Annotated in this window: 22 protein-coding genes; 12 read left to right on the forward strand and 10 right to left on the reverse strand. The window is 70.6% G+C overall.

Annotated features, from left to right (window positions below):
- Positions 1 to 41 precede the first annotated feature (41 nt).
- From JOE64_RS11650 to JOE64_RS11670, 5 genes are read left to right on the forward strand one after another with little or no spacing between them, the layout of a single operon-like run.
- Positions 42 to 1,361 (forward strand): putative T7SS-secreted protein, encoded by a 1,320-nt coding sequence (locus JOE64_RS11650; RefSeq protein WP_204964406.1) that lies wholly within the window; start codon positions 42 to 44, stop codon positions 1,359 to 1,361.
- Positions 1,358 to 1,927: a hypothetical protein gene (locus JOE64_RS11655; protein WP_204964407.1), complete on the forward strand. Its 570-nt coding sequence runs from the start codon at positions 1,358 to 1,360 to the stop codon at positions 1,925 to 1,927. Before JOE64_RS11650 ends, JOE64_RS11655 begins: the two co-directional genes overlap by 4 nt.
- Entirely contained in the window at positions 1,924 to 2,526 is a 603-nt protein-coding gene (locus JOE64_RS11660) for a hypothetical protein (RefSeq protein ID WP_204964408.1), read from the forward strand. Before JOE64_RS11655 ends, JOE64_RS11660 begins: the two co-directional genes overlap by 4 nt.
- Entirely contained in the window at positions 2,523 to 3,074 is a 552-nt protein-coding gene (locus JOE64_RS11665) for a hypothetical protein (protein ID WP_204964409.1), read from the forward strand. Before JOE64_RS11660 ends, JOE64_RS11665 begins: the two co-directional genes overlap by 4 nt.
- Positions 3,075 to 3,127: 53 nt before the next feature.
- Entirely contained in the window at positions 3,128 to 3,475 is a 348-nt protein-coding gene (locus JOE64_RS11670) for a hypothetical protein (protein WP_204964410.1), read from the forward strand.
- Positions 3,476 to 3,640: 165 nt separating this feature from the next.
- Here JOE64_RS11670 and sucD read toward each other — a convergent pair whose 3' ends face one another.
- Both sucD and sucC read right to left on the reverse strand, forming a co-directional pair.
- Positions 3,641 to 4,543 (reverse strand): succinate--CoA ligase subunit alpha, encoded by a 903-nt coding sequence (sucD, locus tag JOE64_RS11675; RefSeq protein WP_204964411.1) that lies wholly within the window; start codon positions 4,541 to 4,543, stop codon positions 3,641 to 3,643.
- A 27-nt stretch (positions 4,544 to 4,570) separates the two neighbouring features.
- Positions 4,571 to 5,737: an ADP-forming succinate--CoA ligase subunit beta gene (sucC, locus tag JOE64_RS11680; RefSeq protein WP_204964412.1), complete on the reverse strand. Its 1,167-nt coding sequence runs from the start codon at positions 5,735 to 5,737 to the stop codon at positions 4,571 to 4,573.
- A 205-nt stretch (positions 5,738 to 5,942) separates the two neighbouring features.
- Between sucC and JOE64_RS11685 the strand changes: the two genes are divergently transcribed.
- Positions 5,943 to 6,620, forward strand: coding sequence for a TetR/AcrR family transcriptional regulator (locus JOE64_RS11685; protein WP_204964413.1), 678 nt, complete (start codon positions 5,943 to 5,945; stop codon positions 6,618 to 6,620).
- A 60-nt stretch (positions 6,621 to 6,680) separates the two neighbouring features.
- On the opposite strand, the gene JOE64_RS11690 is transcribed toward JOE64_RS11685, so the two are convergent.
- Entirely contained in the window at positions 6,681 to 8,426 is a 1,746-nt protein-coding gene (locus JOE64_RS11690; RefSeq protein ID WP_204964414.1) for an acyl-CoA dehydrogenase family protein, read from the reverse strand.
- 158 nt (positions 8,427 to 8,584) lie between these two features.
- On the opposite strand from JOE64_RS11690, the gene JOE64_RS11695 reads away from it, so the two are divergent.
- The 3 genes from JOE64_RS11695 (at position 8,585) to JOE64_RS11705 (ending at position 12,474) form a co-directional block, all read left to right on the forward strand.
- Complete coding sequence (locus tag JOE64_RS11695; protein WP_204965068.1) at positions 8,585 to 9,637, forward strand: ATP-dependent DNA ligase; 1,053 nt, start codon at positions 8,585 to 8,587, stop codon at positions 9,635 to 9,637.
- A gap of 209 nt (positions 9,638 to 9,846) precedes the next feature.
- Positions 9,847 to 11,202: a threonine/serine exporter family protein gene (locus tag JOE64_RS11700; protein ID WP_204964415.1), complete on the forward strand. Its 1,356-nt coding sequence runs from the start codon at positions 9,847 to 9,849 to the stop codon at positions 11,200 to 11,202.
- A gap of 81 nt (positions 11,203 to 11,283) precedes the next feature.
- A complete protein-coding gene (locus JOE64_RS11705) occupies positions 11,284 to 12,474 on the forward strand; it encodes an AI-2E family transporter (protein ID WP_204964416.1) in 1,191 nt (396 codons plus the stop codon).
- 6 nt (positions 12,475 to 12,480) lie between these two features.
- On the opposite strand, the gene JOE64_RS11710 is transcribed toward JOE64_RS11705, so the two are convergent.
- Positions 12,481 to 13,143: a type 1 periplasmic-binding domain-containing protein gene (locus tag JOE64_RS11710; RefSeq protein WP_204964417.1), complete on the reverse strand. Its 663-nt coding sequence runs from the start codon at positions 13,141 to 13,143 to the stop codon at positions 12,481 to 12,483.
- 111 nt (positions 13,144 to 13,254) lie between these two features.
- On the opposite strand from JOE64_RS11710, the gene JOE64_RS11715 reads away from it, so the two are divergent.
- The 3 genes from JOE64_RS11715 (at position 13,255) to JOE64_RS11725 (ending at position 17,853) form a co-directional block, all read left to right on the forward strand.
- Entirely contained in the window at positions 13,255 to 14,472 is a 1,218-nt protein-coding gene (locus tag JOE64_RS11715) for a HupE/UreJ family protein (protein WP_204964418.1), read from the forward strand.
- A 171-nt stretch (positions 14,473 to 14,643) separates the two neighbouring features.
- Positions 14,644 to 16,629, forward strand: coding sequence for a purple acid phosphatase family protein (locus tag JOE64_RS11720; RefSeq protein WP_204964419.1), 1,986 nt, complete (start codon positions 14,644 to 14,646; stop codon positions 16,627 to 16,629).
- Positions 16,630 to 16,728: 99 nt separating this feature from the next.
- Positions 16,729 to 17,853 carry a WxL protein peptidoglycan domain-containing protein gene (locus JOE64_RS11725; RefSeq protein WP_204964420.1) on the forward strand — a complete coding sequence of 375 codons (1,125 nt, stop codon included), beginning with the start codon at positions 16,729 to 16,731 and terminating at the stop codon, positions 17,851 to 17,853.
- A 108-nt stretch (positions 17,854 to 17,961) separates the two neighbouring features.
- Here JOE64_RS11725 and JOE64_RS11730 read toward each other — a convergent pair whose 3' ends face one another.
- The 6 genes from JOE64_RS11730 to JOE64_RS11755 form a co-directional block, all read right to left on the reverse strand.
- The gene (locus JOE64_RS11730) at positions 17,962 to 18,312 is read right to left on the reverse strand and encodes a hypothetical protein (RefSeq protein WP_204964421.1); all 351 of its coding nucleotides are present in this window, start codon (positions 18,310 to 18,312) and stop codon (positions 17,962 to 17,964) included.
- A gap of 124 nt (positions 18,313 to 18,436) precedes the next feature.
- Positions 18,437 to 19,471 carry a non-homologous end-joining DNA ligase gene (gene ligD / locus JOE64_RS11735; RefSeq protein ID WP_204964422.1) on the reverse strand — a complete coding sequence of 345 codons (1,035 nt, stop codon included), beginning with the start codon at positions 19,469 to 19,471 and terminating at the stop codon, positions 18,437 to 18,439.
- A 48-nt stretch (positions 19,472 to 19,519) separates the two neighbouring features.
- Positions 19,520 to 20,554, reverse strand: coding sequence for an SseB family protein (locus JOE64_RS11740; protein ID WP_204964423.1), 1,035 nt, complete (start codon positions 20,552 to 20,554; stop codon positions 19,520 to 19,522).
- Between the two features lie 67 nt (positions 20,555 to 20,621).
- Complete coding sequence (locus JOE64_RS11745; protein ID WP_204964424.1) at positions 20,622 to 23,051, reverse strand: ATP-dependent helicase; 2,430 nt, start codon at positions 23,049 to 23,051, stop codon at positions 20,622 to 20,624.
- A 356-nt stretch (positions 23,052 to 23,407) separates the two neighbouring features.
- Positions 23,408 to 24,067 (reverse strand): LuxR C-terminal-related transcriptional regulator, encoded by a 660-nt coding sequence (locus JOE64_RS11750; protein ID WP_271202478.1) that lies wholly within the window; start codon positions 24,065 to 24,067, stop codon positions 23,408 to 23,410.
- Positions 24,060 to 25,319, reverse strand: a complete 1,260-nt coding sequence (locus JOE64_RS11755) for an ATP-binding protein (RefSeq protein WP_239531759.1) — start codon at positions 25,317 to 25,319, stop codon at positions 24,060 to 24,062. Before JOE64_RS11755 ends, JOE64_RS11750 begins: the two co-directional genes overlap by 8 nt.
- Between the last annotated feature and the right edge of the window lie 9 nt (positions 25,320 to 25,328).

The following is a 25,328-nucleotide window of genomic DNA, read 5'->3' on the forward strand; positions in this document are numbered from 1 at the left end:
CGCCGCCACTGTTCGTACGATGGTGGACGGAAGGAGCAGCCATGACGATCTCCCTGCCTGACAAGGTGGCCCCCATCCCGGGCGACCCCGGCACCATCCGCTCGAAGGCGGCTCGATTCGCAGCCACCGCCGCGGCGATCACCGAGGCCGTCGGCGGATTGCGCACGGCCATCGCGAACACGAAGCAGCACGAGAGCAAGGCGCTGGACGCGCTCGCGGAGAACGCCACGAAGGTCGCCGATCGCCTCGCATCACTGCAGAATCGCTACGACGAAGCGTCGCGTGCACTGGACTCCTTCGCGGGCGACCTCGAACACGCACAGCGTGAGGCCCAGACCCTCGTCGACGAGCACGGCGACGCCGAGCAGGCAGCCGCCCGGTACGACCGGCAGATCGACCACTACCGCGACGAGCGGGCGCGGGCGACCGATCCCGTCGAGGCAGCCGACCTCAACCGGCACCTGCTCGCACTCGCGAACCGTCGAGACGGCCAGACCGGCCAGGCGGCCGCCGCGCAGGCGCGATTCGCGCGCATCGTCGAGCAGCTGCGTCAGTCCGGGTCGGCGGCGGCCCACAAGATGCGCGACGCGGCCGGGGGCGATGGCTTCAACGACAGCCTGTGGGACGACTTCTCGGGGTGGGTGGCCGAGCACGCCGACATCCTGAAGGCGATCCACGACGTTCTGAAGAACATCACTCTGGCGCTGTCGGTGCTGAGCTTCTTCTTCCCCGTGCTCGCACCGTTCGCCCTGGTCGCCGGGGCGCTGACCGCGGGGCTCGGGCTCGTGCTGGCCGCGACCGGCCAGATGTCCTGGATCGAGTTCGGCCTGGACGTGCTCTCGGTCGCGACGCTCGGAGTGGGGGCGGCCGCGTCCCGCACCATCGGCGGCGTGATGACGGCTCTCAAGGGCACGCGTGTCGCGCGGATGGCCGCCCAGGGTTCGGCGAACCCCCTCCGTGCCGTGACCGGCAGCTTCAACGGCGTTCTGAAGGGGCGCGTGACGGTGAAGTTCGGCCCGATCCCGATCAAGAACGCACCCCGGTGGCTCGAGGCATACAAGGCGAAGGGCTTCACGAATGCGCACTTCCTGCGCGTCGCCGAATCCGCCAAGGCCGGCGCAGGCGGCCCGTTGGATGACATCCTGCTCAACATCGGCAAGCAGGAGATGGCGAAGCTGCGACTGGCAGGCATGGTGAACCTCGTCGCCGGGCAGACCGACAAGTTCTTCTCGACGTACGCGCCCGCGGCGATGAACGCACTGCCCGACACGGTCACCGATCTCGTGCCCGAAGGGATCCGCGACGTCGTGTCGAACGGTGAGGCGCTCCACGACGCGGCGACCTGGAGGATCGGATCGTGACGGAACGGGCATCTGCACACCCGACGAAACGCAGCCCCGCGAAGCGCCGTGCCACAAAACGCAGCCCCGCGAAACGCCGCCGGCTCGTCTTCCTGGACCAGTGGCCGGCGTATCTGGGATGGACGTTCCTGGTCTGGGCCGCGTCGACCGTGCTGTTCGGCATCGTTCCGTTCATCGTCGTGGCGCTGATCGGTCTCATCCAGGGCACCGTCCCCGCGTCGGACGCGGGCGGCATCTACGGCACGGGTGCGGGCTACCCGCTGTTCGTCCCGCCGTTCTGGCTGCTCTGGGTTCCGGCCGTGCTCGGGCTGGTGCTCTCGATCGCGACGATCCCGCTGCGGCCCAAGCTCGACTCGTTCCTGCTGAGCGCCCGCGGCGACCTCGCGGCCTTCGCCTTCGTCGGCTTCGTGCAGACCGTCGCCGCCGCCGGAGCTTTCGGGGGGCCTCAGGCGCTCACGCTCTTCTGGTGCAGCCTGGTGTGGCTCGTCGCCGTCGCGCTGTTCACCCTCCGGGGGGCCGTCGACTATGTCGCCGAGGCCTGGCGGTTGTGGGGTCCGAAGCGATGAGCACGACAGTCGTCCCCGAGCTGCCGCGGCTGATCCTGCCTCCGGGCTGGACCCTCGTTCCGGTCGGGCCGGACAACAGCGCTGCCGCCGCCGAGGTGCTCGCTCCACTGCGCGCTGCAGGGCCCCGGGACAGCGTCGTGCCGTTCGTGCGCGAGCTGGAACGCACGCTGACCCCGCTGCTGGATGAGGCCCATGGCGCCGGATCGTTCGCGGTGGCCCTTCCTCTCGGCATCCCGTGGGAGGTCCCGGTGTCGACCTCCATCGCGCTCAGCGCCCTCACTCCTGACGTCGGAGTCGCGACGCTGCCCACGGGACCCGAGCAGATCGACACGGACGCCGGGGCAGCCCGCCGTCGGGTGGTCTCGGTTCCCGTGCCAGAGGGTGCATCGGCCGAAGAACTCGTCCTGCTGCGAACGATCGAGTACACCTGGGTGCGCGGCGACGCCTACATCGTCGCGTTCTCGTCGATCAGCGGGCTGGCCGACCCCGACTACGCACCGATCACGGATGCGCTGACGCTCCTCATCACGACGATGCTGGATGCCCTCACCTGGCCGGATCCCGAAGGACCGGCCGTTCCTCCGGGAGTGGACCGATGAGCCTGCACGTCGATTTCGACCGCGATCTGTGGGTGTACGTGCCCGCCGAGTGGCCGTGGGAGCAGTTCCGGGGGGTCGAGGAATGGAGCACCGCGCTGGTGAACGCCCTCGGCGAGGCAAACGGATACGACGCCTCGATGCGGGAATGGCTCGACGCGACCCTGCAGGGCATGTCGCGCGGTGCGGATACCGACGAGCACCGCTTCGCGTACCTGGCACGTCCGCACGAGGTGCTCGGCCTGGCGAGCATCTACGAGCAGCCCGTGCACGCCGACCTCTCCCCCGAGCAGCTGGCCGGGGCCGACGACCCCCGGGCGACACGACCGGTCGCGGCGGCGCCGTTCGAGGGCGGACGACTCGGTCGGGGCCTCAGTGCCGTTCGGCATCTCGCCGACGAGAACGGCATCATCACCGCGGTCGCGCAGTGGGTGTGGCGTCTCGACGACCGGGATGTGCTGATGGTCGTCGGAGACGACGATCTCGCGCGCTTCGAACTGCTCCGAGACGATTACGACGCCTTGGCCCGCTCGATCGGCACGGCGGACTGACGAACTGAGAGAGGGCCCGCGCCGTCGGCACGGCCCCGGAGGATGGAGACGACATGGCCGGACGGCTGAAGGCAGACCTCGACGAGGTCGCGATGGTGTCGACGAATCTGCAGTCGATCGTGCAGCGGCTCGAGTCGGCGGCATCCGACTCGAGCGCGCTGGCCGGCGCGATTCCGGTCGAGGCGCTCGCATCGGCGAGCACGGACTTCGCGAACAAATGGGACGATCGGCGCAAAGAGCTCATCGAGCAGGTGAGTTCACTGCAGAAGGAGGCGGCCGCGTTCGTGCAGGCCTTCGCCGACGTGGACTCGCAACTCGCCGACGCCCTCACCCGGCCGCCGCAGACCACCCCGGCATCTCCCGCCTCCGGGGGCGGCCACGGTCATCCCACCGCGTACTGACGCCCTCCGCGGGCGCCGCAGAATGTCGCGAGCTCCGCATCCGTTCCGGTGATCGGGTGCGGAGTTCGTCGCATCCTGCGGATTCTGTGCGGGCGTGAGCACAGCGTGAGCGCGCAGGAAGGGGGTGGATGCCGCGGCATCCACCCCCTTCGTCGTGCAGACGCGTCAGAGCGCCGTGATGATCTCCCGCATGAGGGCGGCGGTCTCGGAGGGGGTCTTCCCGACCTTGACGCCGGCGGCCTCGAGGGCCTCCTTCTTGGCCTGCGCGGTGCCGGCCGAGCCCGAGACGATCGCGCCGGCGTGGCCCATCGTCTTGCCCTCGGGGGCGGTGAAGCCGGCGACGTAGCCGACGACCGGCTTCGTCACGTGGGCCTTGATGTAGTCGGCCGCGCGCTCTTCGGCGTCGCCGCCGATCTCGCCGATCATGACGATCGCCTTGGTCTCGGGGTCGGCCTCGAACGCCTCGAGCGCGTCGATGTGGGTCGTTCCGATGATCGGGTCGCCACCGATGCCGATGGCGGTCGAGAAGCCGAGGTCGCGCAGCTCGAACATCATCTGATAGGTCAGGGTGCCCGACTTGGACACGAGACCGATCGGTCCCTTGCCGGTGATGTTCGCGGGCGTGATGCCCACGAGCGCCTCGCCGGGCGTGATGATGCCGGGGCAGTTCGGCCCGATGATGCGGGTCTTGTTGCCCTTGCTCTTCGCGTACGCCCACGCCTCGGCGGTGTCACCGACGGGCACGCCCTCGGTGATGACGACCAGCAGCGGGATCTCGGTGTCGATGGCCTCGACCATGGCGTCCTTCGTGAACGCCGGCGGCACGAAGGCGATCGACACGTCCGCGCCCGTGGCCGCGATCGCTTCGGCGACCGAGGCGAAGACGGGGAGCTCGACCGCGTTGCCCGCGGCATCCGTGTGCGAGACCGTGGTGCCGGCCTTGCGGGCGTTGACGCCGCCGACGACGTTCGTGCCGGCCTTGAGCATCAGGGCGGTGTGCTTCGTGCCCTCGCCGCCCGTGATGCCCTGGACGATGACCTTGGAGTCCTTGTTGAGGTAGATAGACATGTCTCTAGTCCTTGATCTCGGAGGCGGTCAGGCGTTCGCCAGCTCGGCGGCCTTGTCGGCGCCCTCGTCCATGCCGGCAGCGAGGGTCACGAGGGGGTTGTTCGCCGCGGCGAGAATCGCACGCCCATCTTCGACCTGGTTGCCGTCGAGGCGGACGACGAGGGGCTTGGTCGCGGTGTCGCCGAGGATCTCGAGGGCCTTCACGATGCCCTCCGCGACGGCGACGCACGAGGTGATGCCGCCGAAGACGTTGACGAACACCGACTTCACCTGCTCGTCGCCGAGGATGACGTCGAGCCCCGCGGCCATGACGGTCGCCGAGGCGCCGCCGCCGATGTCGAGGAAGTTGGCCGGCTTCACGCCGCCGTGGTTCTCACCCGCGTAAGCGACGACGTCGAGGGTCGACATGACCAGGCCCGCGCCGTTGCCGATGATGCCGACCTGGCCGTCGAGCTTGACGTAGTTCAGGCCGGATGCCTTCGCCTTCGCCTCGAGCGGGTCGGCGGCGTCCTTGTCCTCGAGCTCCTCGTGCTCGGGGTGACGCACCTCGGAGGCGTTGTCGTCGAGGGACACCTTGCCGTCCAGGGCGATGATGTTGCCCGCGGCATCCTGGATCAGCGGGTTCACCTCGACGAGGGTGGCGCCCTCGCCGGTGTAGACGTTGTAGAGCTTCACGAAGACGTCGGCGACCTTGGGCGCCAGCTCGTCGTCGAAGCCGCCGGCCTTGGCGATCTCGAGGGCCTTCTCGGCGTCGATGCCCTGCAGCGGGTCGACCTCGATCTTGGCGAGCGCCTCGGGCTTCTCGACCGCGAGCTGCTCGATCTCCATGCCGCCCTCGACGCTCGCGAGCGACAGGTACGAACGGTTGGCGCGGTCGAGCAGCACCGAGAAGTAGAACTCCTTCTCGATCTGTGCGCCCGCAGCGATCATGACGCGCTTGACGACGTGGCCCTTGATGTCGAGGCCGAGGATGGCCTTCGCCGCCTCGTATGCGTCGTCGGGGGTCTTGGCGACCTTGACGCCGCCGGCCTTGCCGCGGCCTCCGGTCTTGACCTGAGCCTTGACGACCACGACGCCGCCGAGCTTCTCGGCGGCCGCCTTCGCCTCCTCAGGGGTGTCGGCGATGATGCCGGGGAGCACCGGCACCTCGTACTTTTCGAACAGGTCTCGAGCCTGGTACTCGTAAAGATCCACGTGCAATCCTTCGCTGGGCGACTGTGGGTGTTCGGGGTGTCCCGGGGCCGTGCAGGCCGAAGAAATCTCGATGTCGAGATATCGACCGGTCACCCAGCCTAATACGTGCTCCTGAATGCCTCGGACCGCCGAGACACCCCTCCGGCGGCGCCTGCCGGAGGGTGCTCGAGGGCGTCGGAAGCGGCGGCGCGTTAGGCTCGCGAGCATGACCGATGTGGCACCCACCTCCGCGCGCAACGCCGTCGTCGCCGCGGCACTCGACCTCTTCGCCGCCCAGGGGTTCGAAGCGACCTCCGTCGAGCAGATCGCTCAGGCGGCGGGGGTGTCGCGGTCCACTTTCTTCCGGCAGTTCGGCGGCAAGGACGACGTCGTCTTCAGCGATCACGATGTGCTGCTCGCGGAGCTGCGGGGCTTTCTCGACCGTGCGGGGCGCGACCCGCACGAGAACCCGTGGGCGGCCGCGTGCGCGGCATCCGTCGAGGTGTTCCGGCACTTCGCCGCGGAGCCCGAGCTCGCGCGACGGCGCTATGCGGTCGTGCGGCAGGTGCCGGCGCTGCGCGAGCGCGAGATCGTCACGGTGTTCCAGTACGAGCGCCTGTTCGACGAGTATCTGCGCGGGGCCCTTCCCGGACTCGACCCGATCGACGCGGTGGCCTTCGCCGCCGCGGTCACGGCGGTGCACAACCACGTGCTGAGGCGGCTGATCCGCGGCACCGAGGACGTCCCGGAACAGGTGCTGTGGGATGCCTACGACCGGCTGCTGCACCGCTTCGGAGTGCATCCCGACGGCGAGCAGGACCGCGCCGACGATGTCGTCATCGCCTCTTTCCCCCGGCGGATGCCGGCGGCCGAGGTCGCCCGCCGCCTGCGCGACGCGCTCTGACCCGACGCGACCCGCGCCGAGCGCACCGCCCTCTGAGCGGCCCGTGCGGATGCCGCGGCCTCAGGCGATCTCGCCTGCGGCCACCGTCTCGGCGAGCGCATGCACCCGCGGCAGGTGGTGCGCGCCGTAGAAATCCGCGGCCCGCAGCCGGGCGGCGTCGTCGGCGTGCGGCTGTTCGTGCCCGCTCACGGCGACGACGGCGAGCGCATGCATCCACGCGCCCGACAGCACGCCGAGAAGCAACAGATACGGCACGCTGACGGCGTGCGCGTCGCGGGGCGACGACGCGAACCCGAGGATGTCGGAGGTGGCGCGCCGCGCGGCGGCGACACCCCGCTCGAGACGGTCCGCGGCGCGGGCCGCGACCGCGGAGGCATCCGGCGTCGCGGCATCCGCCGACCGCAGGCGCGCGACGGTCTCGTCGATCTGCGCGAACAGGGCCTCGGCGGTCGCCCCGTCGCCGCGGATGACTTTGCGCCCGATGAGGTCGTTGGACTGGATCGCGGTCGTGCCCTCGTAGATCGGCATGATCCGCGCGTCGCGGTAGTGCTGTGCGGCTCCCGTCTCTTCGATGAAGCCCGAGCCGCCGTGCACCTGGATGCCCTCGCTCGTGAGGGCGACGGCCTCTTCCGTCGCCCATCCCTTGAGGATCGGCACGAAGAGCTCCGCGAGGGCGAGGACCTGCGCGTCGCCGGTCGCCTCGGCACGGTCGAACAGGTCGGCGACGTACACACCCAGTGCACGCATGGCGTAGACGTCGGTCGACATCGACAGCAGCAGGCGCCGCACATCGGGGTGCTCGGCGATGGGCGCGGCGCCCTCTCGCCCGAGTACTCGGCCCTGCATGCGGCCTGCGGCATATGCGCTCGCCTGCTGCAGAGCGCGGTCGGCGATTCCGGTCGCCTGGAAGCCCATCGCGATGCGGGCCGAGTTCATCATCACGAACATGCCGGCCAGTCCTCCGCCGATCTCGCCGGCCAGATATCCGACCGCGTCCTCGTACGACAGGACGCAGGTGGGCGAGCCGTGGATGCCGAGCTTGTGCTCGAGGGCGACGGTCTCGACCGCGTTGCGGGCGCCGGGCGCACCGTCGGCGTTCACGAGGAATTTCGGCACGACGAACAGCGACAGCCCGGCGGCCCCCGCCGGGGCGTCGGGCGTGCGGGCGAGCACGAGGTGCACGATGTTCTCGGCCGCCTCGTGGTCACCCCAGGTGATGAAGATCTTCTGTCCGCGCAGCGCCCACGAGCCGTCGTCGCGCGGCGTGGCGATCGTCCGGATCGCGCCGAGGTCGGTGCCGGCGGCGGGCTCTGTGAGGTTCATCGTCCCGGTCCACTCCCCCGAGACGAGCTTGGAGAGATAGGTCTCACGCACGTCGTCGGATGCCACGGCATCCAGTGCGTGGATCTGCCCCGCCGTCAGCAGCCCGCACAGGGCGAAGGCCGCGTTGGAGGCGTTCCAGATCTCGCCGAGCCCGGCGCGGATCGCACCGGGCAGTCCGTCACCGCCCGCGCTGACCGGTGCTTCGGCGGTGATCCATCCGGCCTCGGCGAAAGCGCGGTAGGCGTCGACGAATCCTTCGGGCAGCTGCACGCGTCCGTCGACGAGTCTCGCGCCCTCGCGATCGCCGACAGCCTCGAGCGGCGCGAGGACGGATGCCGCGAAGTCTCCCGCACCCTCGATGACGTCGACGGCATCGTCGGCGGTGAGCTCGCCACCGGTCGCCCGGGCGATGATGTCGAGACCGAACGCCTCACCGTAGAGGAAGGCGTAATCGGACGTGGGCGCCTGGTACTCGGCGGACATGGGGGCTCCTCTCGCCCGGAATTCGCGATCGCGTCATGATGAGACTGCGACTCAGCATATCTGAGACTGCGTGTCATTCGGTGTCCGTCGCACGCCGAGGGGGCGCGCCGACGCGGCCGCGAGAGCAGGATGGGGGCGTGTACGAGATCCCGACGCCCATGCTCGCCAAGGCCGTCCCGGCCATCCCCGACCCGGCGAAGACGCCGGGCGGTCTCTCGTTCGAGCCGAAATGGGACGGATTCCGCGCCCTGATCGCGTGGGACGGCGCCGAGGTCGTCATCGGGTCGCGCGGCGCGAAGCCGCTGACGCGGTACTTCCCGGAGCTGGTGGACGCCGTCGCCGCACTCCTGCCCGAACCTTGTCTGCTCGACGGTGAGATCGTGGTCGCCCAGGGCGACCCTGCGCGCCTGTCCTGGGAGGCCCTCTCGCAGCGCATCCACCCGGCGGAATCCCGCGTGCGTCTGCTCAGCCGCGCCACCCCGGCCGAGTTCGTCGCCTTCGACCTGCTCGCACGCAGTGGGCGCGATCTGCAGGCCGAGCCGTTCTCGGTGCGCCGGTCGGAGCTCGAGCAGCTGTTCGACAGCCTGCGCCCCCGGCCGGCGGCCTCCGCGTCACGGGCCGCACGTCCACCCCTGCACCTCACCCGCACGACGACGGACCCCGACCTGGCTGCCCGCTGGTTCGCCGCGTTCGAGGGCGCCGGCCTCGACGGGATCGTCGCCAAACCGCTCGCCCAGCCGTACGCACCCGGTGCACGCGTGATGCTGAAGATCAAGCACGCGCGCACCGCCGACGTCATCGCGCTCGGCTACCGCGTGCACAAGAGCGGGTCCGGCGTGGGTTCGCTCCTGGTGGGTCTCTACGACGGCGACGGGGTGATCCATCAGGTGGGCGGCGTCTCGGCCTTCAGCGACGCCCGCCGACGCGACCTCGTCGACGAGCTCGCGCCGCTCGTCGAGACGGATGCCTCCGGCGCCGCCGTGCGCGGCGACGGGGAGCGCTCGCGCTTCACCCCCTCCGGGAAGGACACCACGTTCGTGCGTCTGCGCCCCGAACGCGTGCTCGAGGTGCGCTACGACCAGCTGGAAGGAGCACGGTTCCGCCACACCGTGCAGTTCGAACGCTGGCGCCCTGACCGCGACCCGCTCTCGTGCACGTTCGCCCAGCTCGAGCAGGTGGGTGCCTACGACCTCGCCGACGTCCTCGACTGAGGCCGCCGGGCACTCGCCGCCGACGCAGAACGGGCCCGTGTCGGCGCCGGACTCCGGCGGCCGGACGTCCGGGCCCGTCTGCGTAAGGGGGCCGCTGGCCGCTCCTTCTTGCTCCCTCAACCTACTGATGCCCGCTGACGCGACACGCGCGGGCGGGCCGTGAATAACGGGAGCGTGCGCGGCTGCGTCACCAGTGCCAGGATCGAGGCATGTCCGACTCCTCCGGGCCGCAGCGACCTGCTGCGGATCGTACAGGCGGCACGGCCGACGACGACGAGCCCACGTACTCTGCATCCCCCACCGATACCGACGAGCTCCGCCTCGAGCCGGTGCAGTTCATCGCGCGGACCGACGCCGTGATGCGCCTCGGGTCGATGATGCTGGGCGCCGGGGCATCCGCGGCGCGCGTGCGCGACAGCATGGCCCGCGGCGCGCACGCCCTGGGCATCGACGATCTGCACACCCGGGTCGGCATGACCGACATCGTGGCGACGACGAGCCGTGGCGCGATGTTCCGCACGCGGGTCGCCGAGGTGCGGCGACCCGGGGTCGACGCCGAACGGCTCACCTCGCTCAAGCGGCTGACGAACGAGATCACATCGGGCACCTCGACGGCGGAGCTGCAGCGACGACTCGATGCGATCGACGCGCGCCCGCGCCGCTACCCCGAGATCGTCCGGGTGGCCGGCGCCGGTTTCGCCTGCGCGGCATTCGCACTGCTGAACAACGGCGGGTGGCAGGAGTTCGTCGCCGTCGGGATCGCCGCCGCCCTGGGACAGTTCGTGCGCATGCGTCTCGCCCGCCTGCATACGAACGAGTTCCTCGTCGTCTTCGTGTCGGCCATGACCGCTCTTCTCGTCTATCTCGGCGTCGCCGCCGTGCTCGGCGCGCTCGGGATGCCGGGCGGCCAGCACGACGCCGCCGTCACGAGTGCGGTGCTCTATCTGGTGCCCGGGTTCCCCCTCGTCACCGGTGCGCTCGACCTCGCCCGGCTCGATCTGAACGCCGGCATCTCGCGCGTCGTCTACGCCACCCTCGTGTTGTTCGCGACCGGCAGCGCCGTGTGGGGTGTCGCGACCATCGCCCACGCCGCGGTCACGCAGACCGCCACACCCCTGTTCGACGAGCCGGTGCTCTCGGTCGTGCGTCTGCTGGCGGGGTTCGTCGGCGTTCTCGGCTTCGCGATCCTCTTCGACACGCCCCCGGCGATCGCGCTGACGGCCTCGGCGCTCGGCGCCGTCGCCAACACGGGCCGCCTCGCCCTGTTCGACGCGGGCGCGACTCCGCCGATCGCCGCAGCGGCGGCGGCCCTCGCCGTCGGGCTCGGCGCGTTCCTGGTCAGCTCGCGCCTGCGCGCCGCGCGCGTGACCCTCACCGTGCCGGCGGTGCTCATCATGGTGCCGGGGGCGGCGGCGTACCGCGCGATCACCGGCGTGATCGCCGGCGACACACTCTCGGCGATCCAGAACGGCTTCACCGCGGTATTCGTCGTGGTCGCCCTCGCGATCGGACTGACCGTTGCGCGCGTGCTGACCGAGCGGGAATGGTCGATGCCGGGGCGGTGAGTCCCGGGCCGCTGTGCCGCAGGCATCCCGTCGCCGTCAACCCCCCGGCGCCGGGCGCGTCCAGTCGGCTAGCGTCGGAGGATGGGACTCTTCCGCGCGAACAGCCGCCACCACCCGTCGCCCCCGCAGCCCGTGTCGGGGCGGCTGACCGTCGATCCCGACGCCCGCCACGCGCCGCGGCGCCTCTGGGCAGACGGGCTCGGCGTGCTGTCGATCCGCGCCCTTCAGATCATGATCGTCGTCGCGATCGCCGCAGCGGTGATCCTCGGCATCCAGCAGATCACGGTCGTCACGATCCCGCTCGTGCTGGCGCTGATCTTCGCCTCGGCGTTCGCCCCGGTGATGTCGTGGCTCCGCGGGCGCGGGGTGCCATCCCTGGTCGCGACGCTGCTCGCCCTCGCGGCGATCCTGGTGATCCTCGGTGCCGTGTCGTGGCTGATCGTCTGGGCCGTGCGCGATCAGTGGGACGAGCTGTACACGCAGGCCCAGCAGGGATTCCAGGACCTCCTCGCGTGGGCCCGCACCCTGCCGTTCGACATCGACCACGATCAGATCGACTCGTGGCTGGCCCAGCTCGGATCGTTCGTCACCAGCGCGCAGTTCGGGTCCGGCGCGATCGCCGGCGTCAGCGCGGTCGCAAGCTTCGTCACCGGCCTCGTCCTCATGGTCGTCATGCTGTTCTTCTTCCTGAAGGACGGTCCGCAGATGTGGGCGTTCCTGTTGCGCCCCTTCCGCGGCGAGACCTACGAGCGCGCGGTGCGGATCGGCGACAAGACCGTCTCGACGCTCGGATCGTACGTGCGCGGCACCGCGACCGTCGCCGCCGTGGATGCCATCGGCATCCTCATCGGTCTGCTCATCCTGCAGGTGCCGCTGGCCCTGCCGCTCGCCGTGCTGGTGTTCCTCCTCGCCTTCATCCCCATCGTCGGCGCGACCCTCGCCGGCACCCTGGCGGCCCTGGTCGCCCTGGTCGCGAACGGGTGGGTCGTCGCGCTGCTCGTCGTGGGTGTCGTCGTGCTGGTCAACCAGCTCGAGGGCAACCTGCTGCAGCCCGTGCTCATGGGGCGCTCGATGAAGCTGCACGCCTTCGTGGTGCTCGTCGCCCTGACGGTCGGCACGGTGCTCAGCGGCATCGTGGGCGCGGTGCTGGCCGTGCCGATCACCGCCGTCGCGTGGGGGATCGTGCAGGTCTGGGACGGTCCGCACACGCCGGCGCGCTGGGCACGACCGACGCATCGGAAGGATGCCGCGGCGGCCGTCACCGAGGGATGACGGCCTCTAGTCGATCCAGACGACGACGCCGTTCTGCCCCGTGAGCAGCGCCGCCACGCCGGCACGCACGGCCCGCGCGCACCGTTCCGACGTGAACGTGGCGGGGTCGTGATGGGCGGCCTGGCCGAGATCCTCGCCGCGGAATCCGGCGCCCGACCAATCGACCGAGAGCACGTTCTCGGTGGGTTCGGCCAGCTCTCCCCCCAGCACGAGGAACGTCTGGTCGAGATGACTGGCCGTCACGATCGCCAGAGGATCGACCAGCCCGTCGCCGACGCTGATGATGACGTCGGGGGCGAGGTCGATGGCCTGGCTGATGGCCGGGATCGGGTCGGTGTCGGCGCGCACGTCGCGCAGATCCGCCCCCACCTGGCGCGCCCACTCGTGCACGGCGTCGATCATCGTCGCGGTCGCCGCGGCATCCCCCATCGTCAGCAGCACGACCCGATACCCCCGGGAGGGCTGCGCACCGTCCCATGAGCCGGGACTCGGCGCCATCGTGGCCGCCGGGGCGAGCGGCGTCGCCGGCATGAAGCCGGCACCGACCGCGCCGACGAGCGTCGGGGCGGGGTGGGGGCCGTCCCAGTCGGGGGCGCAGCCGGCGAGCAGAGAGACGGCGACGGCCGCCGCGGCGAGCGCCGCCACAGGGCGGAAAGACTCGGAGCGCACGACACCAGCTTCTCCCGGACGCGACCCCGATGAAGGAGATATCCCGGTTCGTTCCCCGAAGATTGGCGCACGCGACAGTCGTCGTTCATCCCGGAGGCGCACGCTCGCGCAGTGAGAGCCCCCCGTCTACGCATCATCCTTCTGGCCGCCCTCGCCACCCTCGTCGGCCTGGCACCCCCTCTCCTGACCGCCGCGTCGGCACAGGCGCACGGCTTCAGCTCCGTCGTCTTCGCCGACCTGTCGCGAGACGAGGGCGGCCAGACGGTGGCGACCCTGCAGCTCGAGTACGACCTGCTCGTGGTTTCGGCGGCGGACGCCCAGAAGGACGATCCCCTCTTCCGCGCCGGCACGGCCGCCTTCGCAGACCGCGATGACGACGCCATGGCCGCCGCGCTCGAGGAACATCGCGACGCGGTCGCCGCCTACCTCGACGACCATTTCACGATTCGCACCGGCGGCGGCGCCTGCACGATCTCGCCGATCGGCGAGGTCACGATGACCGTGCAGGAGGGCGTGCCCTACGCCGTCATCGCGCGCGCGGTCGACTGCCCTCCCACCGACGGACACGTCGTGCGCAGCACCCTGTTCCCCGATGACGAGGGCTTCGTCAGCGACACGAAGACGATCCTGACCTACAACATCGACCTGCACGAGGGGTCGGCGGCCCTGGATGCCTCGACTCCGGAGTTCTCGACGGAGCAGTCGACGGCCGAACGGTTCTGGGAGTTCTTCCGCCTCGGCGCCGAGCATCTGCTCACCGGCATCGACCACATCCTCTTCCTCCTCGCCCTCATCGCCGGATCGCGCAAGCTCCGCGAGATCGTGCTGGCCGCGACGGTGTTCACCCTCGCCCATTCGGTGACGTTCATCCTCGCCGCGACCAAGGTCGTGAGCCTGCCGGCGATCATCATCGAGCCGACCATCGCTCTGTCGATCTCGATCGTCGCCGCCTGGTACCTGTTCCGGCTGTGGCGGGACGGCGACGCGGCGAATGAGCTCACCCGCGATTCGGGCCCGCTCGGCCTCGATCGGGCCGGCTGGCTGCGGTTGCTCGTGGTGTTCTGCTTCGGGCTGATCCACGGGCTCGGCTTCGCGTCGGCGCTCGGCATCGACGAGCCCTGGTCGTGGACCCTGCTGTGGTCTCTGCTCGTCTTCAACCTCGGCATCGAAGCGGTGCAGATCGGGCTGATCGCGCTGACCTTCCCGCTGCTCGTGCTTCTCCGGCGCCGCGCCCCGCGCCTCGCCATGTGGGCCACCGGAGCGCTCGCCGTCGCCGTCACGTTGGCGGGCCTGATCTGGTTCGTTCAGCGGATCTTCGGATGGGAATAAGAGCCGCCCCAGAGAATCCCCAGAGTTTCCCCCATCGGCAATCGCCGCTGGGAGAGATGTTCACCGCAACGTCACGAAACCGGCGGATCGTCCACTGGTGACGCCGATCACGGCGCCTGCGATCCCCTTTTGTCGCATCGCGACTCACCACACGCAGAAACGGACAGACACATGTCGCATTTCACTGAACGGCGAACGACGCGCCTGACGCGTCGTTCGCTTTCCTGGATCACCGCCGCGAGCCTCTGCGCGACGGCGTTCGTCGGCGTCGTCGCCACGCCGGCCTCGGCGGACACCACGACGAGCCTCACGGGAATCGTCCTGGGTGTCGGCGCCGACGAGACCCAGCGCATCGTCAGCTGGTACTCGTCCGACGACACCGCGCAGGTCGTCCAGGTCGCCCCCACCGCCTCGCTCGTGGCGGGCGACTTCCCGGCATCCGCCGTCACCTTCGCCGCCACCGGAACGGCCAACATCAGCACGAGCGGCGGCTACAACCGCCACGCCACCGTCACCGGTCTGCAGGAGAACACGCAGTACTCGTACCGCGTGGGTGCCACCGGCGCGTGGTCTGACACCACCACCTTCCAGACGCGGTCGTTCGAGGGCGACTTCGACTTCCTCTTCTACGGCGACCCCCAGATCGGCTCCTCGGGCGACGTCGCGAAGGACAGCGCCGGGTGGGTCGACACGGTCAACGTGTCGCTGCAGTCCAACCCCCACGCGGAACTGCTCGTCTCGGGCGGCGACCAGGTCGACAAGGCCAACAACGAGTCGCAGTGGGCGGGCTTCCTCGCTCCGACGCAGCTGCGCAACTACCCCTGGGTCGCCACGATCGGCAACCACGACGTGGGCGGCAAGGCGTACGAGCAGCACTTCTACACGCCGAACACGGACCGCTCGGGTCAGTACTACGTGAACGGTGACCCGACCTCGAACACGTCGGGCGGCGACTACTGGTTCATCCACAAGGACGTGCTGTTCATCGACCTGAACTCGAACAGCTACAAGACCTCGACCGGCGGCGGCGGCGACGCGGCGCACATCCAGTACGTCACCGATGTGATCAACGCCCACGGCGCTCAGGCCAAGTACACCGTGCTGGTCTACCACCACGCGATCTACTCCCCCGCCGACCACGCGCAGGACACCGATAACAAGGTGCGCCGCGTCGACTTCCCGACGACGTTCTCGAAGCTCGGTGTCGACCTGGTGCTGCAGGGCCACGACCACAGCTACTCGCGCTCGTACGAGATCAAGAACGGCCAGAAGGCCAAGGCTGATGAGCAGCCCGGGCAGAACGAGGTCTTCGAGGGTCCCGGCGGCGTCGTCTACGTGACGGCCAACTCCGCCTCCGGCTCGAAGTACTACGACCTCACGACCCCCGTCGCAGGTGACAAGACCTCCGACGAGGGCAACGGCGCCGACCCGCTGAACCCGTCGAGCTACTGGTACAACTCGGTGCAGAACCAGGAGCACGTCCGCAGCTTCGTCAAGGTGCAGGTGCAGAAGGACTCGCTGGTCGTGCAGAACGTCCGCTCCGGCACGTGTGACGCGCCCAACGCGGCGGTCGAGCTCAAGCGCGTCGTGTGGTGCGGCCCCGCCAACGGCACGCAGGCCGCGCAGCCCGTCGGCTCGGTGCAGGACGAGGTCACGATCCACCCGAACCACGGCGACGGCCAGGACATCCAGGTCGACGTTCCCGACGCCGCCCCCGGCGAGTTCGGCTGGACGATCGACGGCCACAACGGTCTGGTCGACCTCGGCACCGCCACCGAGAAGAGCAACAGCTACTTCGAGGCGACGGGCCAGATCAACCCGATCACCGTGACCGACACGCGTCGCGCGGTGGCTCCCTGGTCGATCGCGGCCAAGGTGGGCGACTTCACCGACGGCAGCAAGTCCTTCTCGGGCAAGTACCTCGGTTGGACCCCGAAGGTCGTCACCGCCGGTGGCGGCGCCGTCGCGGGCGCGGCGGTCGGCTCGGGCTACGACGGCGGCACGGGCCTCGCGGACTCGCGCGTGCTCGGCTCGGCGGCACAGGGCCACGAGCGCGGCAAGGCGACCCTCGGCTCCGACCTGGATCTGAAGATCCCGGTCGAGGTCGACAAGGGAAGCTACCGCGGCACGCTCACCCTCACGGCGCTCAGCAACTGATCGCACCGCCTCGCCACAACTGAACACACAGCTCCCGGGGTGGGCCGCTCCAGCCCACCCCGGGAGCTGACCCGTCTTCTCCACCCCGAAGGAAACCGCATGATCCCCGCACGCCTGTCCCGACTCGTCCCCGCCGTCCTCGCCGCGGGGATCCTCGTGGTGACGGCGCTGGCGACGCCCCCCGCCGCTCTCGCCGACGACGCGGGCGGCGCAGGTGCGAACGGTGCGGGCAGCACCACCGATGTGACGTGGACCGTGCGCACCGATGCGAACGGATACGGCAAGGAGCGCACGTCGTACAGCTACGCGATCGACCCTGGGCAGAGCATCTCCGACGCGCTCGTCGTGGCCAACCACGGCGCCGACGCACTGCAGCTCAGCCTCTACGCCGCGGACGGCTACACGGGCGCGGGCGGTCAGCTCGACCTGCTGACTCCGGCCGACAGGTCCGTCGGCATCGGCGCCTGGACCCACTCCGACGCCGCGACCGTGACCGTTCCGGCGGGCGAGTCGGTGACGGTGCCCTTCACGGTGGTCGTGCCCGCGAGCGCGACGCCCGGCGACTACGTCGGCGGCATCGTGACCTCCCTCTCCTCATCCTCCGATCAGGGCATCTCCGTCGATCGACGCCTCGGCATCCGCATGGCGCTGCGCGTCTCGGGAGCGCTCGCCCCGGCGCTGACGATCGAGAACCCCCACGTCGCGTGGGGCGGAACCTGGTCGCTCGGCACGGGCGCCGCGACCTTCGGCTACACGCTGCACAACACGGGCAACACGACGCTCGGCGCTCAGCAGACCGCCTCGGTCGCCGGCCCCTTCGGCTGGTTCCCGACCGACGCCGCCGAGGTCGCACCCGAGGTGCAGATCCTTCCCGGTGAGACCCGGGACGTGTCGGTCGAGGTGCCGGGGATCGTCGGCATGCTGGCCCTGATCGCCTCGGCGACCGTGACGCCGGTCGTGGTGGATGCCGCGGGTTCGACCACGACGATGGCGCCGACGACCGTTCAGGCCGTCGGCCTCGCCGTGCCGTGGCTTCTGCTGATCATCGTGCTGGTCGTCGCCGCCCTCGCCTTCGGCGCCGTGCGCCTGCGTCGCCGTCGTGCGGCCTCGCGGCGCCGCACCGAGGACGAGCGCGTCGCGCGCGCGGTGGCGGAGGCCCTCGCCGAGGCGCGCACCGCCGACGACGTCGTCGACGAGCCCGCCACGCAGGCCCCGACGCAGTGAGGCTGCGGTGAGCGGGTGCCGTACGGTGCCCGCTCACCGAGCGTGTGCGAGCGCGCGGGCCACTGCCCGGATCTCGGTCGGACTCGACCTCGAGCGCCCGGACCCCGGTCAGTCGAGGGTGCGGGCCCGGCCGAGGCGTCGCACCGCGAAGCCGACGCCGACGAGCGCCGCCGCAACCGCCGCGAACAGCGCAGCGCCGGCGAACTGGTCGCCCGTCTGCGCGAGGGCATCCGGATCGGCGTGAGCCGGCGACGGCGCGGTGGAGGGCGACGGCGGCGACGTCGGCGATGGGGAGGACGTGGGACCGACGGCGTGCTCGGGCACGACCACCGCGATGATCATCGTGTCGGGCGACGCCGAGTCATCGTCGGCGCGTGCGGCATCGGCGATCCCGGTCGCAATGGCCGCAGCGAGCACGAGCCCCGCGGCTGCCCCTCGGGCAACGCGTGCTGCTCGCATAGGCGCCTCCTCGGCTCGAGCGACGTTCGGCATTCCATCTGGACGGCGCGCGTCGTCACGACCGCGCGCCTCGCCGCCCACGCTAGATCCCCCAGGTGTCCTGCGGAGGACCGAGAGGTGAACCTCAGCCCGTCTCGTCGGATGCGCGGGCACGACTCGGCTGCACGCGGGGCGGCTCGCCGGGCATCTTCGGGAACTCGGGCGGGAACGGCAGTTCCCCGAGCCCGGCGTCGAGGTCGCGCCGCCACCACTCCAGCAGCGTGTCGATCCGCCCCGGGCGCTCCGGCAGGTCGTGCCACGGGTCACCGATCTCGGCGAGACGCGCGGGTACCGTGCGCACCGTGAAGGCCGCCGGATCGACGCCGGCATCCAGCTCGTCCCACGTGATCGGGGTGGCGACGGTCGCCGCGGACAGCGCGCGCGGACTGTACGCCCCCGCCATGGTCCGGTCGCGGTTGGCCTGGTTGAAGTCCACGAAGATGCGCGCGCCGCGCTCCTCCTTCCACCAGTTCATGGTCACCTTGTCGGGCATTCGCCGTTCCAGCTCGCGCCCGGCGGCGATCACGGCGTGGCGCACGTCGAGGAACTCGTGCGTCGGCTCGATCGGGCAGAAGACATGGATGCCACGGCTGCCGCTCGTCTTCAGCCAGGCGTCGAGCCCGGCCTCTCGAAGCACCTCGCGCAGCGCCGGGGCGACGGCCGCGGCATCCGCGAAGTCCGTGCCCGGCTGCGGGTCGAGGTCGATGCGCAGTTCGACGGGCATGTCGGTGTCGGTCGCCAGCGACGCCCACGGATGGAAAACCACCGTGTTCATCTGCACCGCCCAGACGATCGCGGCGGCCTCATCGAGGACGACCTGAGGGTGTCGGCGACCGCTGTTGTACGTGCACATCACCTGGTGCACGTAGTCGGGTGCGCCCTTCGGCGGGTTCTTCGAGAAGAAGGAACCACCGCCGACCGCATCAGGAAAGCGCTCGAGCGACACGGGCCGGTGGCCGTTCGCGCGCAGGAACGGCTCGGCGACGGCGAGGGCGTACTCGGCGAGTTCGTGCTTGGTGATCCCGACCTCCGGCCAGATCACCCGGTTCGGGCTCGACAGGGACAGCTCGCGGTCGCCGTCCGGGCCCGGGACGGTGAGCGTGATGCGCTCGGATGCCATGGCACGACCCTACGGTCCTCGCGCGTGCGGCGACAGGGCCGTGCGTGCTCAGGCCAGGGCGAGGAGAGGGAGGAGGGCGTCGCGGTCGATCTCGATCCACGGCCCGGCGGCGTCGATCACGAGCCCGGTGATCGCCGGGTCCGATGCCAGGACCGTGGCCAGCTGCTCGGGGGTGAGCGGCAGCGGGCGGTCGCCGCGGCCCATGGCGAGCACCTCGAGAGGATGCGAGTAGACCTCGACACGGCGTACGCCCTCGGGCGTACGCGCCTCGGCGAGGCCGATCTGGCCGGCTGCGTCCGTACCGCCGGCGACCCAGACGGGAACACGGGTGAGCGCGTCGACGACCTGCGATGGTGTGGCATCGGTCCGCTCGCCCGAGACCAGCGACTTCAGCTCGAACGGCGCGGGAGCGCCCTCGTCGATCGCCTTCTGGATGAGCTCCGTGGGCAGCACGAGCCGGGCTCCGACGACCGTGTGGTCGAGGTAGATGCCGTCGTACTTCGCATCGACCGCCATCCGCAGGATGTTCGCCGCCGACTGACCGACGACAGACGTCGTACCGCCCGCCTCTTCCGCGGCGCTCTGCTGCATCGAGAGGCCGCCGGTGAACACCAAGAGGAACCGCTGATCCTCGTGGCTGGTGACGGCCAGATTCAGGGGCTCGCCCGCGGCCAGCAGCGCCTGCGCGTCGCCCTGGGCGCGCACGTACAGCGGGCCCTGCAGAGCCTGGCGCATCACGTTCAGGACGTCGGCGCTCTCCGGACGCTCGGGCAGAGCGCGCAGCGCCGCCTGGAGCAGGGCGTTGTCGATCATGCCGGGGACGGTCTGGGTCGCTTCGGGGGCGGTCGCGGCGGGGCGGGCGGGTGCCGCGGCATCCGCGGCGGCAGCGTCGCTGTCGAGCGGGCGGGCCGATGCCGCGCCCTGGCCGAACGTGCTCAGTGAGATGCCGACGTGCGGCACCGACTCGTCGGCTGCCGGAGACCCCTGATCGGCTGGCGCGGCGGACGCTTCATCCTCGGGTGCGGCGTCGGGGGCATCGCTCCCCGGAGACGCGGACTTGTCACGACGGGAGAACAGAGCCATGCCCCCACCCTATCGACCAGGCTCGAGGCCGCCGCGCCGCCACGGACCGGGCGAAGGCATCCGCCGGTCACAGCTTCGCGATCGGCGCGATCTTGATGAGCAGCTTCTTCGGGCCCGCCGTGTCGAACCGCACGTGCGCCACGCGCTTGGCGCCCTCGCCGGTCACCATGTCGATCCGGCCCTCGCCGAAGTCGTCGTGCCGGATCCGGTCGCCCGGGGCGAGCTCGAGCTCGCCATTGTCGCGGACCTTGGCGGGAATGCGGTTGGCGAACTTCGCAATGTCGCCGGCCGGCTTCTCGCGTCGCGGCAGCGGCACGAGATCGTCGCCGTAGCGCGACCCCCCGGACCCGCCATAGCCGCCGCCGGGGCGCCGCGCATTCAGCGCCCGCGACTGCGTGCCGCCACGGGAGTTCACATCGCCCGGCGACTGACGCCAGTCGATCAGGTCATGCGGGATCTCCTGCAGGAAACGGCTCGGCATCGCCGCCGTGACCTCACCGAACTGCGCCCTGGTCATCGCGAGCGACAGGTGCAGCTTCTTGCGCGCCCGGGTCAGGGCCACGTAGAAGAGGCGTCGCTCCTCCTGCGGTCCGCCGGGCTCGCCCGCCGAGATCCGGTGCGGGATGAGGTCTTCTTCGACCCCCGTCACGAACACGGCGTCGAACTCGAGCCCCTTGGCTGTGTGCATCGTCATGAGCGACACCACCCCCGACGCATCGTCGAGATCGTCCGCGTCGGAGACGAGCGCCACCTCGGTGAGGAAGTCGAGCACCGTGCCCTCGGGATTGTTCCGGGCGAACTCGCGCGTCACCGCGACGAGTTCGTCGAGGTTTTCGACGCGCGCCTCGTCCTGCGGGTCCTTCGAGCGGCGCAGGGCGTCGAGGTACCCGCTCTTGTTCAGCAGGACGTTGAGCCCCTCGGTCACCGCCGTCGGCGGAGCGACCTCGCCCGAGGGCGGCAGCATGATGGCGGATGCCTCCGCGAGCACCGCGTCGAGCTGCGCGATGGCCTGCTGGATCTTCGGACCGACGCCGAGCGCCGACGGGTTCGCGAGGGCGTCGCGGAACGAGATGCCCTCGTCGGCGGCATACCGCGCGATCGAGGTCTCGGTGACGTCGCCGATCCCGCGGCGCGGACGGTTCAGGATGCGACGCACGCTCAACTCGTCGGCGGGGTTGGCGACCGCGATCACGTACGCGAGGGCATCCTTGATCTCGGCGCGGTCGTAGAACTTCGTGCCACCCATGATCTTGTAGGGCACGGCGGCACGGATGAGGATCTCCTCCAGCGCGCGCGACTGCGAGTTGGTCCGGTAGAAGACGGCCATCTCGCCGTACGGGATGTCGCGGCGACGGAGGGCCTCGACCTCGTCGGCGACGAACTGCGCTTCGTCGTGCTGCGAGTAACCCGTGTAGCCGATGATCGGGTCGCCCGCCCCCCGATCGGTCCACAGCTTCTTGTCCTTGCGGTCGAAGTTGTTGCCGATCACCGCATTGGCCGCGGAGAGGATCGTCTGCGTCGAGCGGTAGTTCTGCTCGAGGAGCACGACCTTCGCACCGGGGTAGTCGCGCTCGAACTCGGTGATGTTGCGGATGTCTGCGCCGCGGAAGGCGTAGATCGACTGGTCCGAGTCACCGACGACCGTGAGCGAGGCGGCATCCCCGGTCGGAGCGTCGAAGATCATCATGCCGCCGCCGTGCTCCGCACCCTCAGCCCCCGGCGGGCGGGTCAGCTCGTGGATCAGCGCGTACTGGGCGTGGTTGGTGTCCTGATACTCGTCGACGAGGATGTGGCGGAACCGTCGGCGATAGACGTCGGCGACGTGCGGGAACGCCCGGAAGAGGTACACCGTCTGCCCGATGAGATCGTCGAAATCGAACGCATTCGCGCGCTGCAGAGCACGCTGGTAGTCGGCGAACAGCTCGACGAAGATGCGCTCGGCCGGATCGCTCAGGTTCGCCGTGCGAGCGTAGGACTCGGCATCCGCGAGCTCGTTCTTGAGCTTGGAGATGCGACCCTGCACCGAGGCGGGGGTGAGCCCGAAGGCATCCGCCTCGTGCTCTTTGACGAGACGCTTGATCAGAGCACGGGAGTCGCCCGAGTCGTAGATCGTGAAGTTCTTGGTGAACCCGAACTGCTCCGCCTCGCGGCGCAGGATCCGTACGCACGCCGAGTGGAACGTCGAGATCCACATGCCCTGCGCGGTGTCGCCGATGAGGCCCCGCACGCGCTCGCGCATCTCGCCGGCGGCCTTGTTGGTGAACGTGATCGCCAGGATCTGACTCGGCCATGCCTCACGCGAGCGCAGCAACGATGCGATGCGACGGGTGAGCACGCTCGTCTTGCCCGATCCCGCGCCGGCAACGATCAGCAGCGCCGGACCCCGGTACGTGACGGCCTCGCGCTGCGGCTCGTTGAGGCCGTCGACAAGATCGTCTGTGGGCCCACCGCCCGCGGCCTGGGATCCGACGACGACGGGCTTGATCGGATCGCTCATAACCCGTCAATTCTAGGTCGCCCCGCCGACATCACCGCCCGAGTCCGCTGCTGCGCACGGCGCGCGCCCGGGCAACCCCGCAGCGCAGGAGCAGCTGTGACAGCTGTGACCCGTGATCACTCGCCGGCCTCACCCGCCCCAGTTCCTCCTGCCGTTCGGACCCCGCGCCGCGCACCGTCCGCGCCGGACCGATCACGACGTGCCCCCGGCACCGGCACCGACCTTGCCCCGCCCGGCCCCAAAACGCAGGACCGGATGTGACAGATGTGGCCCCACACCGGCCACCAGCCCCACGCGCCACAACTGGTCCTGCAGTGTGGGTCCCACGCCGCGGGCCTGGCCCGACTTGCCCGACGTCAGAGCAGGCGCCGCTCGCTCGCCCAGGCGGTGAGTTCGTGCCGCGACGACAGTTGCAGCTTGCGCAGCACGGCCGACACGTGGGTCTCGACGGTCTTGATGGAGATGAACAGCGCGGTGGCGACCTCTTTGTAGGCGTAGCCACGGGCGATGAGGCGCATGACCTCCTGCTCGCGCGCCGACAGGCGGTCGAGCTCGTCGTCGACCGCCGCCGTCTCGCCCGCGACGGCGCCGAACGCATCGAGGACGAACCCGGCCAGGCGCGGCGAGAACACGGCATCGCCGCCTGCCACAGCGAAGGCGGCACGGCTCACCTCCGCGCCCGACGAGCCCTTCGTGATGTAGCCCCTCGCCCCCGCGCGGATCACGCGGACGACGTCTTCGGCGGCGTCCGAGACGCTCAGCGCGAGAAAGCGCGTCGGCACTCCGGCCGATGCACGGATCACCTCCTCGCCTCCGGTGGCCTCGCCGCCCGTACCGCCCGGCAGGTGCACGTCGAGCAGGACCACGTCGGGCCGCGTCTCGGCGACGACCGCGATCGCCCCGGGAACGTCGGATGCCTCGCCGACGACGCTCACCGCGTCGTCGAGGTCACTGCGCAGCCCGGATCGGAAGATGGAGTGGTCGTCGACGATGACGACGCGGATGCCCTCAGCCACGACCGTCCGCCCCGTCGCCGTCGTACCGCAGATGCACCTCGGTGCCGCCTTCGTCCGACGACACCATCGCCGTGCCGCCGATGCGTCGCATCCGCCCGATGATCGACTGCCGCACGCCCAGCCGGTCGTCCGGCACCTCATCGAGGTCGAATCCCGCGCCGCGGTCGCGGACGTACACGTCCACGCCGCCTGCCCGGCCCTCGATGTAGACCGAGACGTCACCTCCGGCGTGTCGGGCGGCGTTGAGCATCGCCTCACGCGCGGCGGCGGCGACCTCGCCGCTGGCCCGCTCCGTCGAGGCCCCCGCGGCGACGACGTCGATGCGCACGGGGAAGTCCAGCTCCAGTGCGGCGGCGTAGTCGCGCAGATCGGTGGGCAGGTCGCTGTCGGCGGGCTGGTCTCCGTCGTAGAGCCAGGCACGCAGCTCGCGCTCCTGCGCGCGGGCGAGCCGGGCGATCTCACTCGATGCCCCGCTGCGGTTCTGGATGAGGGCGAGGGTCTGCAGCACGGAGTCATGGAGGTGGGCGGCCATCTCGGCGCGCTGCTCTTCGCGGATGCGCCGCACGCGCTCGCCCGAGAGTTCACGCCAGCGCTCGATCAGGTTGGACGACATCAGCAGCGCCAGGCCCAGGAGCGGAATCAGCACGAGCGCCGCGACCGCAAGGCCCCCGTCGCGTGCACCGGCGACCAGCACCACCGACAGGCCGATGAGCACGAGACCGCCCACGACCCGCACCAGTCCGGCGTGGCGTGGCCCCCGCGCCGGGTCGCCGCGGTCGACGAGAGCGGCCCAGACGCCCGCGCCGACGGCTGCCACCGCCGCGAGCGCGACGAGCGGCACGAGCGGCCACGCCCCCACGTACCCGAACGGATCGGTGCTCTGCCGGTCGATCGTGATCGCCGCCGCAAGCGCGCTCAGCGCCGCCGTGATGGTCAGCAGCCATGCGACAGGGGCGGTGCAGCTGACGGACTCGTCCCCGGCGGCGCGCGGCGCGAGCGCCCAGCACCACGCATAGAGCAGGATGCCCGCGCCCCCGAAGCAGGCGAGCACCACGAACAGTGCGCGCACCGCACCGATGGGCGCGCCGAGGTGGATGGCGATCCCCTCGGCGACACCGGCGACGAGGCACTCGCGCGGACGCACGAGCGGCGGCCTCGGCGGGGGCACCGGGCGGAGCAGAATCGGTCCTTCCACGGCATCCCGCACGACCGCCCCGGGCGCAGGGGCGAGCCATTCGGCGGGGATCCTCATGCCGCCCAT

The sequence above is a fragment of the Microbacterium dextranolyticum genome (genome assembly GCF_016907295.1).
GTDB classification, from domain to species: Bacteria; Actinomycetota; Actinomycetes; order Actinomycetales; family Microbacteriaceae; genus Microbacterium; species Microbacterium dextranolyticum.

Excerpts from the sequence above, each read along its gene's own strand:
- JOE64_RS11650 (WP_204964406.1), top strand. The coding sequence starts at position 42 with ATGACGATCTCCCTGCCTGACAAGGTGGCCCCCATCCCGGGCGACCCC.
- JOE64_RS11660 (WP_204964408.1), top strand. The coding sequence starts at position 1,924 with ATGAGCACGACAGTCGTCCCCGAGCTGCCGCGGCTGATCCTGCCTCCG.
- JOE64_RS11665 (WP_204964409.1), top strand. The coding sequence starts at position 2,523 with ATGAGCCTGCACGTCGATTTCGACCGCGATCTGTGGGTGTACGTGCCC.
- JOE64_RS11670 (WP_204964410.1), top strand. The coding sequence starts at position 3,128 with ATGGCCGGACGGCTGAAGGCAGACCTCGACGAGGTCGCGATGGTGTCG.
- sucD (WP_204964411.1), bottom strand. The coding sequence starts at position 4,543 with ATGTCTATCTACCTCAACAAGGACTCCAAGGTCATCGTCCAGGGCATC.
- JOE64_RS11685 (WP_204964413.1), top strand. The coding sequence starts at position 5,943 with ATGACCGATGTGGCACCCACCTCCGCGCGCAACGCCGTCGTCGCCGCG.
- JOE64_RS11690 (WP_204964414.1), bottom strand. The coding sequence starts at position 8,426 with ATGTCCGCCGAGTACCAGGCGCCCACGTCCGATTACGCCTTCCTCTAC.
- JOE64_RS11695 (WP_204965068.1), top strand. The coding sequence starts at position 8,585 with ATGCTCGCCAAGGCCGTCCCGGCCATCCCCGACCCGGCGAAGACGCCG.
- JOE64_RS11700 (WP_204964415.1), top strand. The coding sequence starts at position 9,847 with ATGTCCGACTCCTCCGGGCCGCAGCGACCTGCTGCGGATCGTACAGGC.
- JOE64_RS11705 (WP_204964416.1), top strand. The coding sequence starts at position 11,284 with ATGGGACTCTTCCGCGCGAACAGCCGCCACCACCCGTCGCCCCCGCAG.
- JOE64_RS11720 (WP_204964419.1), top strand. The coding sequence starts at position 14,644 with ATGTCGCATTTCACTGAACGGCGAACGACGCGCCTGACGCGTCGTTCG.
- JOE64_RS11725 (WP_204964420.1), top strand. The coding sequence starts at position 16,729 with ATGATCCCCGCACGCCTGTCCCGACTCGTCCCCGCCGTCCTCGCCGCG.
- JOE64_RS11730 (WP_204964421.1), bottom strand. The coding sequence starts at position 18,312 with ATGCGAGCAGCACGCGTTGCCCGAGGGGCAGCCGCGGGGCTCGTGCTC.
- ligD (WP_204964422.1), bottom strand. The coding sequence starts at position 19,471 with ATGGCATCCGAGCGCATCACGCTCACCGTCCCGGGCCCGGACGGCGAC.
- JOE64_RS11740 (WP_204964423.1), bottom strand. The coding sequence starts at position 20,554 with ATGGCTCTGTTCTCCCGTCGTGACAAGTCCGCGTCTCCGGGGAGCGAT.
- JOE64_RS11745 (WP_204964424.1), bottom strand. The coding sequence starts at position 23,051 with ATGAGCGATCCGATCAAGCCCGTCGTCGTCGGATCCCAGGCCGCGGGC.
- JOE64_RS11755 (WP_239531759.1), bottom strand. The coding sequence starts at position 25,319 with ATGAGGATCCCCGCCGAATGGCTCGCCCCTGCGCCCGGGGCGGTCGTG.